Source organism: Kosmotoga sp. DU53, assembly GCF_001639905.1.
GTDB lineage: Bacteria > Thermotogota > Thermotogae > Petrotogales > Kosmotogaceae > Kosmotoga > Kosmotoga olearia.
In genome coordinates this window covers 1-14,547 of sequence record NZ_JGCK01000062.1, presented here as the reverse complement: position 1 = coordinate 14,547, position 14,547 = coordinate 1, and the positions used below count along the sequence as shown (strand labels likewise).

Genomic DNA, 14,547 nt, shown 5'->3' with positions numbered 1-14,547 from the left:
AGTGTCCTTGTGGCCGGTCGCGCTCTCACGCCGGCGTCACCGTCCGTCGCCGCCTTGGTGGGCTCTTACCCCACCAACTAGCTGATGGGCCGCGGGCCACTCCACTGGCGATGCTGTCGCACCTTTCCCCTTTCGCTTATGCGGTATTAGCTACCCTTTCGGGTAGTTATCCCCCACCAGCGGATATGTTCCCACGTGTTACTCACCCGTTCGCCACTGGCTCGCCCCCCGAAGGGGTCCGCCCGTACGACTTGCATGTGTCAGGCACGCCGCCAGCGTTCACCCTGAGCCAGGATCAAACCCTCCATCCATGGCTCTCTTTCCACTCAAAGTTTTCTTCCTTGGGACCGCTATCCATTTTTCAATGACCCTCTTATCTCCAGCGCTAACTATATTACCATTACCTCTCATGCCTGTCAACCCTCTGAAAGAATTTTTTCGGGATTTTCCCAACAAGAAACATAAGCTTAGCGCTGGTGAATCTAATTTTACAAAAAAACTAAGTCTAAAACCTGCTCAAATGCTGAAGCTAAGCTTAACAGGATCTATTTCCTGGAGATCTTCAGGTACTAACAAAGAAATGTTCCAATCGCCTGAAAGGTAGCGCTCAATTACTTCGTTGAGCTTACCGAGACTTAAATAATTTATCTCGCTTATGATTTCTTCCACCGTTTTAGGCTTACCATTGATTATAACCTCATCAAGGTACAAACTCAAAGAGTTCAATGTACTCTCGGTAGCGAGCATGATTTTTCCTTTAAGCCTTTCCTTCCCATACAGGTACTCGTTTTCGGACACACCCTCTTTCGCAAGACGCTCCAATTCAAACCGGACACTATCAACCAGGCGCTGAATATGCCGTTCATTGGTTGAAGCACTGATAAAGAAGGTTCCGAAATCATGATAGGCAACATATTCGGAATCTATGTGGTAAACCATGCCCAATTTTTCCCTTATGTTGTGAAAGAGTACGGAGCTCATGCCACTCCCAAAAAGAACATTGAATATGCGAAAGGCCACAAAATCCTTTGAAAGCCTGGAAGGTGCGGGTTTGGACAAAAGTAAGTGCACCTGATTGAGGTCTTTCTTTGTTTCAAGAGACACGAGCCTTTTAGGTTTCATGTAGCCTTCAATACGTGTTGGAGTACTACCGTTTCGTGAAAAAGAGCGCAGGAGTTCTTCTGCCCTTTCGATTATAGATTCATTAAAATTCCCGGAGATCGCAAAAACCATATGTTCGGCACTATAATATCTGTTGTGAAACTTTCGCAAAGCTTCCGGGGTGATCTTTCTAACTGTTTCAAGACTACCGAGTATTGACCTCCCGTAATTTGGATCCCATATCTCACGAATGGTGTGATCGTAGATCATGTCGAAGGGGTCATCGTGGGTTGCAGCGATCTCTTCTAGAATAACCTCCTTTTCTATCTCGACAGCCTCTTTCGAAAAAGCCGGGTTTTTCACCATATCATAGAGAATTTCAAGAGCCTCTTTTGCATGGGTATCCGGAACGTGAGCGTAAAAAACTGTTGAGATTCTGCCGGTATAGGCATTCAAAGTACCGCCAACTCTTTCGATGGGTTCTTTGATCTCGTAAGCGCTCCTCTTTTTAGTGCCCTTAAAAAGAGCATGTTCTATAAAATGGGAAATTCCACTCAATTGACTATCTTCGTAAGCCGAACCGACTTTAGCCGCAAAAGCAAGTGACACCGTTCTGGTGTCACTCTTCTTTTCAAAGATGATTGTGGATCCGTTATCTAATTTCACGAGTTTAACATTTGCAGTGCTTCTCATTGATTTCTTCCGCCCTCTTTTTTGTGCCCGTTTGGTCTTCTATTGCCGTAGTGTGAAGGTCTGCCGGAGCTCCTTCCACGCGACTTTTTCTGCTCGTCTGTAAGTTCTACACCATATCTCTTCAATTGAATTCTTCCGAGATTATCGATGGCAGTTACCTCAACCTTGAGGTGTGCACCAACATTATTCGTTTTGATAAATTCCTTCATATCTCCACCGAATTTAGAGGAATGGAGAAGACCTGTCTTACCGGGAGCGATTTCTACGAAAATACCGTAAGGTTCTATTCTGGAAATCACGCCATCGAAAACCTGCCCCTCTTTGACATCGGAAATGACAGCGTTGATAACTCCCATGAGTTTTTCAACCTTCTCCGGATCGTTACCTATTATTTTGACCTGGCATTTCACATCATCTATGAATATTCTTGCATCGTAATCGGTGCTCAACTTTTTAACAACCTTTCCACCAGGTCCGATAATCTCGCCGATTTTTTCGTACGGAACAGCCATTACTTTAATTACCGGTGCGTATGGAGAGATCTCCTTTCTCGGCTCCGAAATGGTTTCGTACATGAGATCGAGTATTTTCATCCTAGCTTCTTTTGCCTGATAAAGAGCCTTAAGCATTATCTCTTCTGAAACGCCGGCAACTTTAACGTCCATCTGGAAGGCCGTTATACCGTCGCGAGTTCCCGCGACTTTGAAATCCATATCTCCATAATGGTCCTCGTTACCAAGAATATCCGTAAGAATCACGGTTTCATCCGGCTCCTGAATCAAACCCATTGCCACACCGGCAACATGCCTTTTTATAGGAACACCAGCAGCCATAAGGGCAAGAGAACCGGAGCAGACCGTCGCCATAGACGAGGAACCATTGGATTCCAGAATTTCAGAAACTACCCTGATCGTGTAAGGAAATTCTTCTTCAGGCGGAATCATATTTTTAAGGGCCCTTTCCGCAAGATGGCCATGCCCTATCTCCCTTCTTCCAGGTCCCCTCATTCTTTTGACTTCACCGGTGCTGAAAGGTGGGAAGTTGTAATGAAGCATGAAAGTTTTTGAGCCTTCCTCCAACAGGGTATCGATTATCTGCTCGTCTATCGGTGCCCCAAGTGTGACAGTTGCAAGACTCTGAGTTTCCCCTCTGGTAAACAGAGCAGAACCGTGCGTCCTTGGAAGAATGTCCAGTTCGCATGTTATCGGGCGAATCTCGGTAGTCTTTCTACCGTCCATCCTTAAATTGCGCTCAACAATTGAACGACGCATGAGATGTTTTACTTTTTCTTCATAATGTTCTTTGAGGAAATGCTCGTTTTCGACAAACTCATCTTCAGACCACTTATCTGTAAATTTCTCTTTCATCTCTTCAATGATCGCATTTCTATATTCTTTAAGGGCTCTACCTTTATTTTTCTTTCCTGGTGTGAGCATTCTTTCAATGATTTCCTGATCATCCAAGAGGGATTCGAAAGCTTCTATGAAACCTTCGGGTGGTTCGGGTACTTCCAGTTCCCATTTTTGAACCTCGAACTCCGAAACAATTTCTTCCTGAAATTCAACAAGTTGCTTGATTGCCTCATGAGCTTTCATGAGCGCTTTCAACATGACTTCTTCGGAAACCTCTTTCGCTTCGCCTTCAACCATAGTAACGGCTTCTTTTGTACCGGCAACCACTATATCAAGTTCGCTCTTCTCGAGTTCTTCACTGGTCGGGAAGAATATATACTCGCCGTCAACATAGCCAACCCTGACACCGGCAACCATACCGTCAAATGGAATAGGCGATATGTTCAAGGCTAACGAACTTGCAAATATTCCAATTGTGTCAGGCGGATTATCGGGATCTGCGGAAAGAACCGTCACGATAACCTGAACCTCATTGGACATACCCTTCGGAAACAGCGGCCTGATAGGCCTATCTATCAGCCTCGCTGATAGTATGGCGTTTTCACTTGGTTTCCCCTCTCTCTTAACAAAACCACCGGGAATCTTACCGGCAGCGTAGAATTTCTCCTGAAACTCGACCGTAAGCGGTACAAAACCAGCTTGAGGAAGAGGCTCCTCACTGGCATTTACCGTTGCAAGAATGGCAGAATCTGCAAATCGAACAAAACAGGCACCATGAGACTGCTTCGCCATTTTTCCGTGTTCCACAATGATTTTCCTTCCAAAAAATTCCCTTTCCCAAACACGATAATCGTTCATTTTAACACCTCTTTTTTCCTTTTATCCATCTTTATTATATCAGTTATTCATAAAACAAGTAAAAGAGGGAGCGGCTGTCCGCTCCCCCTTGAGTATTATACTTTTAGCCTCTTAGACCGAGCTTCGCGATAACTTCCTTGTAAACCTCTGGCTTGTTCTGCTTGAGATAGCGAAGCATCTTTCTTCTTCTTCCAACCATCTTCAAAAGGCCCCTTCTAGAATGGAAATCTTTCGGATGGCTCTTAAGATGCTCAGCCACATGTTTGATTCTTGCGGTTAAAATGGCTACCTGTACCTCGATAGAACCTGTGTCCTTGTCGTGAATCTGAAATTCCCTGACGATTTCTTCCTTGTTAACACCCATCTTTATTCCTCCTTACATTTATCCTCATGCTAAGTACGGGCACACCCCACGTACTGAGCAAGGGTCAATTTATTCTATCGTTATTGAAATAAAATGTCAAGGCCATTCTAAGTTCGTTTAATCAACGCCTTTTTGTCGATTTACGCCTGTAAATTGTCGGTAGCAGAGAAAGTGTGAATATCGATGCTGAAACCATGGATACCCACATGAGGATCGAAAGATAACTATGGGTTCTCAAAGGCGAAAACTGGAGTGCCGTTAAACCTATGGCCAATCCAAGAGCATTTGCCATTATGGGACGTGAAGTATCTTTAAATGTACTTTCTCAACGGCTTCCTCAGGATCATTATCTTTTCTGTGTTTCAAAAACAGCGATGTGAAATGTATGGCGTAATCTATTCCAACGCCAATTGTGATGCTGGCCATGGTCAACGTTATTATATTCAACGGTATCTGGAAAACTCCCATAGCCGTAAACAGCGTTATAAGAGTTAACCCGATGGGCAGAATTCCATAAATCGAATGAAGGATACTTCTATAGGTTATAAACAGCATAACAAAGACAAAAACGAGTGCCACCAGCAACGATGTAACCTGACTGGGAACAACGCTATCATTCATCTCTTTCATGATAAAGGGCATGCCAATAGCTGTATATGTCGCATCAAAACTGTTCCATGAACTGACTATCTCTTCAATGCCCTCAATGGTTTTATCAGACAGATCAGCCGGGAAAGCCATCATACGGGATAGGTTTTCTTTCCGGATCAGAAAATTCTTTATAGGATTCCCTTTCTGCGAAGTGATCGCTACATAGAGAAGATTGGCAATGCCTATATTTTTTGGATAGGAAGGTTCTTTAAGGTTGTAAATATGCCTGTTCAGATTACTCATAACATCGTAAATCGACACGACTTTTGTAACCAGGCCAGAATCCAAAAGCTCTCTTTCTTTTTCGGCGATTTTCTCGGCAGTTTGAGGGTCTAACTGATCCTTGTTCGTTTTTATGGTAACAAACACCGGGATTACTCCATCATAAACCCTCTGGATTGCCATGAAACTTTTATAAACCTCCGTTCTCTTCTTAAAAATATCCAGCTGATTGAATTCGACCTTCAGCAGGTTTATTCCTGGAATTGATAGAAGCACCACCACGATGGCTATTACAACAATAGGCTTTCCCCAAAGTTTTTTTAACCAGTTATTTATGCTTCTATGTTTTCCGTGCTTTACTTTAAAGCGAGTAATGTTTAAAGTTACGAGGGGCAAAAACAGCCACGTGGCAATACCTGCAAAGGCAATCCCAAGCGAAGCAAAGATAGCAAGCTCGCCCATAGCACTATTACCCGTTGCCATCAGGGACATGAATCCCCCAATCGTTGTTACGGTAGTCATTATCATGGGAACTCCCACGGCATCAAGAGCCTTCTGCACGGCAGGCTTTCCGGATTTGCCGTCTTCGATCCTGTTCAAAAAATGGGACATGAAGTGCAACCCGTCGGCACTTCCCATGACTATGGTGAATATTGGTGCAAGTATGGTCACAACTGAAATCTGTCGGCCAGACCACCCCATCACTCCCATGGTCCAAAGGGCTCCAAGACCGGCAGGCAATATTGAAAGAAAGGTTGCTTTAATCGATCCCATCTGGAATCTAAAGAACCAAAAAAATAAGCGAAATTGCCAGAGGAGGCAAAAAAACTATTATCGATAGTATATAGTCTGAGAGCTTCTTTTGAAGATAAAACTCCCCAGAAGCGTTGAAGTTGAAAGAATGGCTGGCAAAAAGTTCATCTACATCTTTTATAGCCTTTGAATCATCCACTTCCGGCTTGAGAAAGATATTGAACACCGCATAGTATTTCCCACTTCTCTCAACAATGGGATTCAATTCTCCCATATCCTTGAGAAAATCCTCCAGAAGCGGCAAATCGCTTTCATCTATTTCACCTATATCAATAAGCCTTAACCCAGAAAAGATTTTTTGGGGTGCTGGTCCCGAAACGCTAGCTATATCTTCTTCTTTCTCAAGAACAGACTGAAGGGATCTGAGTTCTTTGAAAACAGAAACGTCGCCAAAGGGATTTTTCGGAAGTTCCAGCATATATATCAACTGATTGCCTGTTTCAAACTTCTCCACCATGGCTTCGTAATTCCTCTTTGCTTCAGAATCCGATGCCAACAACTCCTTAAAATCCGGATTGATACGAACATGGAAAACTCCTATTATTGCGAGGATATTTACAGCCACAAGAAGTAGTATAAATAGCTTCTTTTTCTTCTCAAGTATTTTTACATATGCTTCGAACATAGCAGTCCCCCTTGCTTTAAAAAAAGATAAATACTCTACTGCCAATCAAAGTTTTTGCCTATCAACAACCCTATAAAAGCACATAAAGTTCCCCGGCTCTTTTAAAATTGAGAAATTGCTAAAAGATCATTGCCCATAGTTTTTTGAAAGCCACTCACGGGTTTTTTTCGCTTCTTCTTCTGGGATAATATGAACGCTCATACCCGTTGACAATGCGAGGACATAGATTTGGGCATCCCGTTCTATCTCTTCACAAAGCGCAAAACTTTCTTTCAAACTTTTTCCGACACATAGCAATCCGTGATTCGCAAGAATAACTGCTCTTCTACCTTTAAGAGCTTTAGTGACATTTTCTGCAAGTTCGAGGCTTCCGGTGCGTGCAAACTCCGCTACCGGAACATCCCCTACCATTACCATGGTCTCGTTTATTATCGGCAGCGATTTGCGAATAAGAGACAAAACCGTGGTATAAACAGAATGAGTATGAACTATCGCTCTAACATCCGGATAGTGTTCGTATATAAGTCCATGCATTCGAACCTCTATCGATGGTTTTTTTGTTCCTTCGATGCGTTCGCCTTTGACATCGATTATGGGTATGTCATCAACGGTTAATTCTTCGTATGGCATTCCACTGGGAGTAATCGCAAAAAGACTTGTATTACCTATCCTAACACTTATATTTCCTGACGTACCGACAACATGGTTTGAGTTAAGTATCTTTCTACCGTATTCAACAATCTCTTTTTTGTATTCTTCGTACACTTCTGATTCCTCCCTTTTGTTTTTTGCTGCTCTTTCATATTTTCCCACAAACAACCCGTAAATTGAAATTCATGATAACACTTCGAACATAACAAAGAATTCCGGAGTCAAAAACTCGTGAAAGGCCAAATGACATTAAGGCGGGTGATGGATATGAACAAAACAAAAACACTCTTCTATTTTGTTGCGAAAGGAAAGGCAGCACTGGACGTTAAAGGAACCTTTGAGTACGTTGAAGAACTGAAAAAAGTCAAACGTTTCGACGACTATGAAAAAGCTGAGAAATTTGCGCAGAAGCTCGCCAAAAAAGGTTATAAACACGCAAGAAGCAGTCGTTATCGTCTGGTGCTCTATCATCCAAAAACAGGGGAGTGTGTGGTAGTAGACGAAGCTGCCGAAAGTGTTATAAAAACCACCAAAGAAATAAACGACGATTCGCTATTGAGATTCAACGGTGAATCTCCTTTACTGGAAAACACAATAATCAGAAACACCGTCGGTCTGGAAAGCAATGGAGATTTTGTTATCGAAGACGTTGAAGAACGCTAAATTCGGATAAACTTAGCCTTTGTAATTTAAGAAAGCAGGAGAGCGATTGCACTCCCCTGCTTTTCTTTTCTTAGAATTATTCGCTTCATACCATCATGAAATCTTTAGAATTTGTTTCTTTCTATCTCTTCATATCTTCAGTTGAGAATTCACCGATAGGAAATTCAACCGGTTCCCCTTCCTTGGCAGATTTGTATATCCCAAGAATTATCTCTACAGCTTTTTTTCCATCTTCTCCAGAAACATAGGGTTTCCTGTCTTCAACAATTGCTTCAACAAAATCTTCAAAAAGAGGTACGTGTCCATTGCCATAAACAGTCTCCGGATCGGGTAATCTCATAAAGGGGTGTTCTTCCTCGTTTGGAAATCTCCATGTCTGGATTCTGTTAACGGCAAGTCCTCCTATTACAACCGTCCCGGTTTCGCCAAATACTGACAGCGTTTCTTCAAGATTTCTTGGATACACATTTGCGGTTCCTTCAATTATTCCAACCGTACCATTATCAAATTCAACAATAGCCACGCCAAAATCCTCTGCTTCTATATAATCGTGGTTGTAATTCCTGGTAACAGCGTAAATACGCTTTACATTCCCGCCGAGCATCCACTGCAAAAGATCTATGTTATGGGAACATTGATTCATGAGAGTTCCACCGTCCATTTTCCACGTACCTCGCCAGGATGCCTGCTCGTAATACGCCCTGTTTCTATTCCAGAGAATTCGGGCAGTAGCATTGAAAATTATCCCAAAGGCACCGCTTTCAATTTTTTTCCTTAATTCCTGTATAGGAGGATTGAATCTATTTTGAAAACACACTCCAAGTTTTAGCCGTTTCTCACTGGCTAAAGAAATCATCTCGTCCATATGCTTGGTACTCAAAGCCATTGGTTTTTCAACGAGGACATGTTTTCCGGCAGAAAGAAAATCCACGGTTATACGATAATGATTCCCGCTCTCTGTGGCAATGGTCACAAAATCGATATCTTTATCAAGTAATTCAGAATAGTCAGTAATAACTTGTGGTTTGTAAGTACGTTGTGGGTTGTGGGTTGTGGGTTGTACGTATTCGTTTTCATGTAACCCACAACGTTTCTTATACTCTTCTGCTGCTTTTTCAGCTTTTTCCTTCACAATATCACATACCGCGACGAGCTCTATTTTATCAGCATTACCAGCAAACGCCTCAATATGCTTTTTCGTCCCGATACGCCCACAACCGATTAATGCGGCACGTAACCTCACCGAAACACCTCCTTTGAACGAGAACCGAGAATCCGAGAGCCCGAGAATTATCAGACTTTCCTTTGTATAGAACCAATTAGTTTCTGAAGCATTAATCTGACCTTCTCAGAAAAATCTAATAAATTGTCATGCTCTTCTGGAAAAATATAGCCTAAACGATTTGCTATTTCAATTTGGGTTCTTAACTCCATCAAAGATCCCCTAGCATTGTACAAGAAATGTAAATATTCCCTTGAATATCTTCTACCGTTGCCTTCGGCGATATTTGATGGAATAGATACCGCTGCTCGTCGCATTTGTGAAGTAAGTCCAAATCTTTCCTCCTCAGGAAATTTCTTTGTAATACTATAAATCTCCTCAACAAAATCTAACGCGACCTCATAAAGCTCCATATCAGAAAAAGCCAAGGAAATCATCCTTCCCATTAAATTTCATCTCGGATTCTCGCCTTCTCGGACTCTCGAACAATGTACTTACAGTACTTCCACATTCTCTCCACTGATTCCCAGGGTTTTCAGGATATTCTTTGTATCGAATATCAGCTTGGCATTGTCAACAACAAGCTTGTAATCAACTTTATGTTTATGAGCAGTGGTGATAATAACTGCATCAGCCTCTTTAATGAGCTCGGCAGTGAGTTTTGCGGTTTTTATTATTTCACCGTTCCATCTAAACTCACTCACATAAGGATCAACAACGGTAACATCAGCTAAATTTCTTTCTAAATGTCCAAGGACCTTAAGGGCTGGGGATTCTCTCATATCGTCTATATCACCTTTGTAAGCGATACCCAGCATTACAATCTTCGCACCATTCATGCATTTTTTCTGTTCATTCAGGAGTTTCATAAGCCTGTCAACAACATATTCAGGCATGAAGTCATTTATCTCTCCTGCCAGTTCTATAAGGCGGGTATGATAATTGTACTTTCGGGCAATATAGGTAAGGTAGAAAGGATCGATGGGAATACAATGTCCCCCAACTCCCGGACCAGGATAAAAAGGCATAAAACCAAAGGGTTTGGTGGAAGCTGCATTCACAACCTCCCATATATTTATTCCCATCTTGTTCGCAACAATCGCCATCTCGTTTATTAGAGCTATGTTCACTATTCTGAAAGTATTTTCAAGGATCTTCGTCATTTCAGCTTCTTTTGGCGAAGAAACTACAAAAACCTCAGCATCAAGTACAGACTCGTACAGGAGTTTCGCTACTTCTGTTGATTTTTCACCTATCCCTCCAACAACTTTCGGGGTATTCTTGGTTTTGTATCTGATATTTCCTGGATCAACTCTTTCAGGACTAAAAGCAAGATAAAAATCCTCACCGCATTTCAAACCGGTTTCTTCAAGGATGGGTTTCATGACTTCTTCGGTAGTTCCCGGATACGTTGTTGATTCGAGAACAACCAACATATCTTTGTGAAGCCTTTTAGCCACTTCTTTTGTGGAATTCACAACATAAGTCAAATCTGGTTGTTTGTATTTGTCCAAAGGTGTTGGAACACATATTGCAACCACATCACAGTTTTTCAATTCATCGAAATCAGTCGTAGCTCTAAGCATTCCATCTTTGACAATCTGTTCGAGATCTTCATTTACAACATCACCGATGTAATTTTCTCCTCTGTTTACCATGTCAACCTTTTTTTGCTGAATATCAAATCCAATGACCTTAAATCCAGCTTTTGCTTTTTCCACGGCCAGAGGCAGCCCTACATATCCCAGGCCAATAACACCTACCACAGCCTCTTTATTGAGAATCTTCTCTTTCAGCATGTTCTTCCCTCCCTTATATTTCGTTGTTGGTTGTACGTTGTGCGTTGTACGAAAAAACATCGAGAGCCGAGAAGGCGAGAATCCGGTAAGCACGCTAAGCGTGGGTAAGCTTGGCTTCGCCAAGGGTGAGCACTCCTTCGGAGTAGGTGAAAAACTGTCATTCTGGAGATGTTTAATCCAGAATCTTGTTTTCTTAAGCACGAGATCCTGAATCAAGTTCAGGATGACAAGCCAAATTTGTGTGGCTGTAATGAATTGCTGTTTTTCATTGTCGGGAAGCAGTTCATACCTACGCGCCAACGTGCTAATCCACGACAAAGTCGTGCTTACCCCAGTGCAGCTGGGCACACCCACGCGAAGCGTGCTTTCCCGCCGCGTAGCGGCCATCTCGGATTCTCGGTTCTCGCAGCTCTTTCTATACCCTGCACCCAAGACCCTAGACCCGATCTTCTATAATCTCGGTCTCTCGGGTCTCGGATTCTCGTTATTATTCATAATATTCCTGATTTTCAAGCAACTGTTCTTCTGGAACGTCTTTAAAATATCTTGCTGGCACACCAACATAAATTTTTCTTGGTTCAAGATCTCGTGTAACAACACTTCCAGCAGCTACAAGGGCATCTTCACCTATCTCTATTCCAGGCAAGATGGTGGCATTGGCACCGATTCTTGCTCCTTTTCTCAGAACAGGTCCCTTGAAATATTTTTTTCTCTCTTCTGTTCTACCGAGAAAGTTATCATTGGTAAAAGTAACTTCCGGTGCAATGAAACAGTAATCTTCTATGGTTGAAAAAGCTGTAATATATGCCTCCGTTTCAATCTTTACCCTTTTTCCTATTTTTGTACCATTTTCAACACTTACGCCTTTCCCCACAATCGTTTTATCACCTATTTCAACATCCTCTCTTATGGTTGCAAGATCTCCAACAAAACAGTTTTTCCCAAGTTTTGCCCCTCTGTATATAACACAACCGGCACCGATTATCGAACCTTTGCCAATCACCAGAGGAGGCAATTCCTTCACTGAAGTAGTGGCACTCGTACTCGCTTTAAATGGTTCTTTACCCAAAACTGTATTATCTCCGATCGTCACGTTGTCCTCGATTATCGTTCCCCTTCTAATCACCACATTATGACCTATTGTACAGTTATTACCTATTTCAACTTCTTCCTCGATGACAACGTTTTTTCCCAACGAGATATTTTTTTTCATAATATCACCCCTTGAAAAAGTCCTCTATCGTCTGAACCACATATTCGATTTCCTGTTTTTGAAGTTCTGGAAAAATCGGAAGGGCTATAGCTTCTTTGGAAGCTCTTTCCGTCTCAGGTAAAGAACCTTCTGGAATATTCAGATATGCAAAACACTTTTGCTGATGAAGACCCATGGGATAATACACCGAAGTTCCTATGCCTCTTTCTCTCAAGAACTCTCTTAGAGCATCTCTTTGACCGTTTCCAACTCTAATAACATACTGGTGAAAAACGTGGGAATTATCCGAAGGAACGGAGGGGATCTTTATAAAAATCCGAGAGTCCGAGAGTCCGAGAGTCCGAGAAAAAGAATTACTGAACTCTCGTGTTCTGTGATTCTCAGATTCTCGGTTCTTCCTCTCTCGGTTCTCGGTTCTCGGTTCTCGAACAACTAACGCTTTTCTGCCGAATTCTTCCCCATACCACTTCGCAATTTTTCTTCTCTTCTCGATGTATTCACCAAGATACTTTAATTTAACCCTTAGTACAGCTGCCTGTATTTCGTCAAGCCTGGAATTTATTCCAACAACGTCGTGGTGGTATTTGACCTTCGAGCCATGCACTCTGAATTTTCTGCAGAATTCTGCTATTTCATCATTGTTTGTAATGATCATTCCGCCATCGCCGTAAGCCCCAAGATTCTTCGTAGGAAAGAAAGAAAAGATTGCGGCATCTCCTACTGAACCACTTTTCTTTACAGTACCATCAGAATATGTCCATGTAGATCCTATAGACTGGGCGCAGTCCTCAAGTATTTTGATTCCATACTTTTGCCTGATATATTCCAATCTTTCCAGATTGACAGTTTGGCCAAACAAATGTACAGGAATCAACGCCTTGATTTTTTCCCTCTGGGGATGAGAATTGAGAATCTCTTCCACCAGATCAAGGTTAATATTAAAAGTTTCAGGATCGATATCTGCGAAGATAGGAGTAGCCCCATTACGCGTTATACAACTTGCCGTAGCAAAAAAGGTATATGGTGTCGTTATGACATAATCTCCTTCACCAATTCCAAGGGCTTTAAGGGCGATATAAAGGGCGTCTGAGCCATTAGCAACACCAATTCCATGCCTTACTCCAGCAAATTCTGCAATTTCCTCTTCAAGTTTTCGCACGTTTTCTCCAAGAATCACTCTTCCAGAACTTATCACGCTGTCGATTGCTTCCAGGATTTCACGCCTTAGTTTTTCATACTGTCTTATGATATCAAACAGCGGTACTTTCATTTGTACTCCCTCCATTTATTCGTCTTATAGAAACCGTTCCAGAGCTGGAAATTTCAAAGACCATAATATTCTTCATGCCATTTCTAATAGCATTCTTTGAAATAGTATCAGCATGTTTAAAAGAAGCCACTATGATTCCATCGTATTCTAATTTTGATACTTCCTCTGGAGAGTACACCTTCAGGTCATGAAAGAAACTGCCCTGCTTGAAAAGTGAATCGTCCACGAATCCAACAAGTACAAATCCTTCGGTTCTCAAAACATCTACAAGAATGCTGCCTATTATTCCAGCCCCATAAAGAAGGAGCCGTTCATAACCTTCATCTTTCAATTTATCGAGTACTTCACCAAAGGTTTCTCGAGACTGCACATACAATTTTGCAACTTCACGAAGATACGAAATGGTAAGAAATTGCAGTCTGAATCTTCCTTTTTCTGTGAGGATATATTGCATCTTTCTCCTGTTTTCTCCTTCTTTCACTATGTATTCCTGTTCCTCGAAGTCCTTAATGTATCTATTAATCATTGAAGGAACAACTCCTGCAACAGCCGCCAGGCGTTCTTGTGAGATGCTGGGAGTTTCCGCAATAGCTTTTAAGATACTCATTTCACGAAAGTTTGGTGATGGGTTAAAAAAGGAGAATTCCCCTATGTTCATACTCTCACCTCGTTTAATCATTCACTGAGTGAATTATAACAAAAAAATTGTTCCTGCCAAAGCAAAAAACAACGAAGTGATAAGAAAGAAGAGTCAATCTATGTTCTAAAAAAGTCCAAAAAAGAAGTTTATGAAAGAATCAGAATGAATTTACTGTATAGCTCTTCTGGCTATGTCAAGAAAGTGCTGTAAAAATAACCCTGTATCCTAAAACAGGCTAAGATCCCATGTTTAGATATCTCCTTCCAAGCAGCCATTCTTCGTTAATGTCAAGTAAGATTGCGACAGCCAACCTCAAAAGTGCCGCATCATTTGGAAAAGCTCCTACCACTCTAGTACGCCTTTTTAGTTCTTTGTTTATCCGTTCCAGCATATTCGTCGTTTTTATCCTT

The 14,547-nt window shown here is 41.9% G+C and carries 14 protein-coding genes and 1 rRNA gene; 1 reads left to right on the top strand and 14 read right to left on the bottom strand.

The features are described from left to right. The 7 genes from DU53_RS08625 to DU53_RS08600 all read right to left on the bottom strand — a co-directional run. A 16S ribosomal RNA gene (locus DU53_RS08625) occupies positions 1–311 on the bottom strand; the annotation flags it as partial. A 205-nt stretch (positions 312–516) separates the two neighbouring features. Then, on the bottom strand, positions 517–1,794 hold the full coding sequence (locus DU53_RS08620; protein ID WP_015868981.1) for a pitrilysin family protein: 1,278 nt from the start codon (positions 1,792–1,794) through the stop codon (positions 517–519). Further along, on the bottom strand, positions 1,791–4,004 hold the full coding sequence (locus DU53_RS08615) for a polyribonucleotide nucleotidyltransferase (RefSeq protein ID WP_015868980.1): 2,214 nt from the start codon (positions 4,002–4,004) through the stop codon (positions 1,791–1,793). The genes DU53_RS08620 and DU53_RS08615 overlap by 4 nt, the downstream gene beginning before the upstream one ends. Before the next feature lie 103 nt (positions 4,005–4,107). Beyond that, positions 4,108–4,368 (bottom strand): 30S ribosomal protein S15, encoded by a 261-nt coding sequence (gene rpsO / locus DU53_RS08610; protein WP_015868979.1) that lies wholly within the window; start codon positions 4,366–4,368, stop codon positions 4,108–4,110. Between the two features lie 291 nt (positions 4,369–4,659). Further along, complete coding sequence (locus DU53_RS11995) at positions 4,660–6,015, bottom strand: RND family transporter (RefSeq protein ID WP_082853897.1); 1,356 nt, start codon at positions 6,013–6,015, stop codon at positions 4,660–4,662. A 7-nt stretch (positions 6,016–6,022) separates the two neighbouring features. Next, positions 6,023–6,679: a hypothetical protein gene (locus DU53_RS11990; RefSeq protein WP_082853896.1), complete on the bottom strand. Its 657-nt coding sequence runs from the start codon at positions 6,677–6,679 to the stop codon at positions 6,023–6,025. 126 nt (positions 6,680–6,805) lie between these two features. Then, the gene (locus DU53_RS08600) at positions 6,806–7,444 is read right to left on the bottom strand and encodes a class II aldolase/adducin family protein (protein WP_063728408.1); all 639 of its coding nucleotides are present in this window, start codon (positions 7,442–7,444) and stop codon (positions 6,806–6,808) included. Between the two features lie 153 nt (positions 7,445–7,597). Here DU53_RS08600 and DU53_RS08595 point away from each other — a divergent pair, with 153 nt between their 5' ends. Further along, entirely contained in the window at positions 7,598–7,993 is a 396-nt protein-coding gene (locus DU53_RS08595) for a hypothetical protein (protein ID WP_063728406.1), read from the top strand. Positions 7,994–8,114: 121 nt separating this feature from the next. On the opposite strand, the gene DU53_RS08590 is transcribed toward DU53_RS08595, so the two are convergent. The 7 genes from DU53_RS08590 to DU53_RS11725 form a co-directional block, all read right to left on the bottom strand. Further along, complete coding sequence (locus DU53_RS08590) at positions 8,115–9,236, bottom strand: Gfo/Idh/MocA family protein (protein ID WP_063728404.1); 1,122 nt, start codon at positions 9,234–9,236, stop codon at positions 8,115–8,117. A 50-nt stretch (positions 9,237–9,286) separates the two neighbouring features. Continuing rightward, positions 9,287–9,661 carry a four helix bundle protein gene (locus tag DU53_RS08585; protein WP_015868975.1) on the bottom strand — a complete coding sequence of 125 codons (375 nt, stop codon included), beginning with the start codon at positions 9,659–9,661 and terminating at the stop codon, positions 9,287–9,289. 48 nt (positions 9,662–9,709) lie between these two features. Next, entirely contained in the window at positions 9,710–11,014 is a 1,305-nt protein-coding gene (locus tag DU53_RS08580; RefSeq protein WP_015868974.1) for a nucleotide sugar dehydrogenase, read from the bottom strand. Positions 11,015–11,501: 487 nt separating this feature from the next. Beyond that, positions 11,502–12,227: an acyltransferase gene (locus DU53_RS08575; protein WP_015868973.1), complete on the bottom strand. Its 726-nt coding sequence runs from the start codon at positions 12,225–12,227 to the stop codon at positions 11,502–11,504. A gap of 4 nt (positions 12,228–12,231) precedes the next feature. Further along, entirely contained in the window at positions 12,232–13,497 is a 1,266-nt protein-coding gene (locus DU53_RS08570) for a DegT/DnrJ/EryC1/StrS aminotransferase family protein (protein WP_015868972.1), read from the bottom strand. Then, a complete protein-coding gene (locus tag DU53_RS08565; protein WP_015868971.1) occupies positions 13,478–14,155 on the bottom strand; it encodes a MarR family winged helix-turn-helix transcriptional regulator in 678 nt (225 codons plus the stop codon). Before DU53_RS08565 ends, DU53_RS08570 begins: the two co-directional genes overlap by 20 nt. 217 nt (positions 14,156–14,372) lie before the next feature. Next, the coding region (locus tag DU53_RS11725; protein ID WP_201030041.1) for a transposase at positions 14,373–14,547 on the bottom strand (175 nt) is incomplete at its 5' end.

Coding starts and splice junctions, on each gene's coding strand:
- DU53_RS08620 (WP_015868981.1), bottom strand. CDS start 1,794: ATGAGAAGCACTGCAAATGTTAAACTCGTGAAATTAGATAACGGATCC.
- DU53_RS11990 (WP_082853896.1), bottom strand. CDS start 6,679: ATGTTCGAAGCATATGTAAAAATACTTGAGAAGAAAAAGAAGCTATTT.
- DU53_RS08615 (WP_015868980.1), bottom strand. CDS start 4,004: ATGAACGATTATCGTGTTTGGGAAAGGGAATTTTTTGGAAGGAAAATC.
- DU53_RS08580 (WP_015868974.1), bottom strand. CDS start 11,014: ATGCTGAAAGAGAAGATTCTCAATAAAGAGGCTGTGGTAGGTGTTATT.
- DU53_RS08565 (WP_015868971.1), bottom strand. CDS start 14,155: ATGAACATAGGGGAATTCTCCTTTTTTAACCCATCACCAAACTTTCGT.
- DU53_RS11995 (WP_082853897.1), bottom strand. CDS start 6,015: ATGGGATCGATTAAAGCAACCTTTCTTTCAATATTGCCTGCCGGTCTT.
- DU53_RS08595 (WP_063728406.1), top strand. CDS start 7,598: ATGAACAAAACAAAAACACTCTTCTATTTTGTTGCGAAAGGAAAGGCA.
- DU53_RS08575 (WP_015868973.1), bottom strand. CDS start 12,227: ATGAAAAAAAATATCTCGTTGGGAAAAAACGTTGTCATCGAGGAAGAA.
- DU53_RS08570 (WP_015868972.1), bottom strand. CDS start 13,497: ATGAAAGTACCGCTGTTTGATATCATAAGACAGTATGAAAAACTAAGG.
- DU53_RS08585 (WP_015868975.1), bottom strand. CDS start 9,661: ATGGGAAGGATGATTTCCTTGGCTTTTTCTGATATGGAGCTTTATGAG.
- rpsO (WP_015868979.1), bottom strand. CDS start 4,368: ATGGGTGTTAACAAGGAAGAAATCGTCAGGGAATTTCAGATTCACGAC.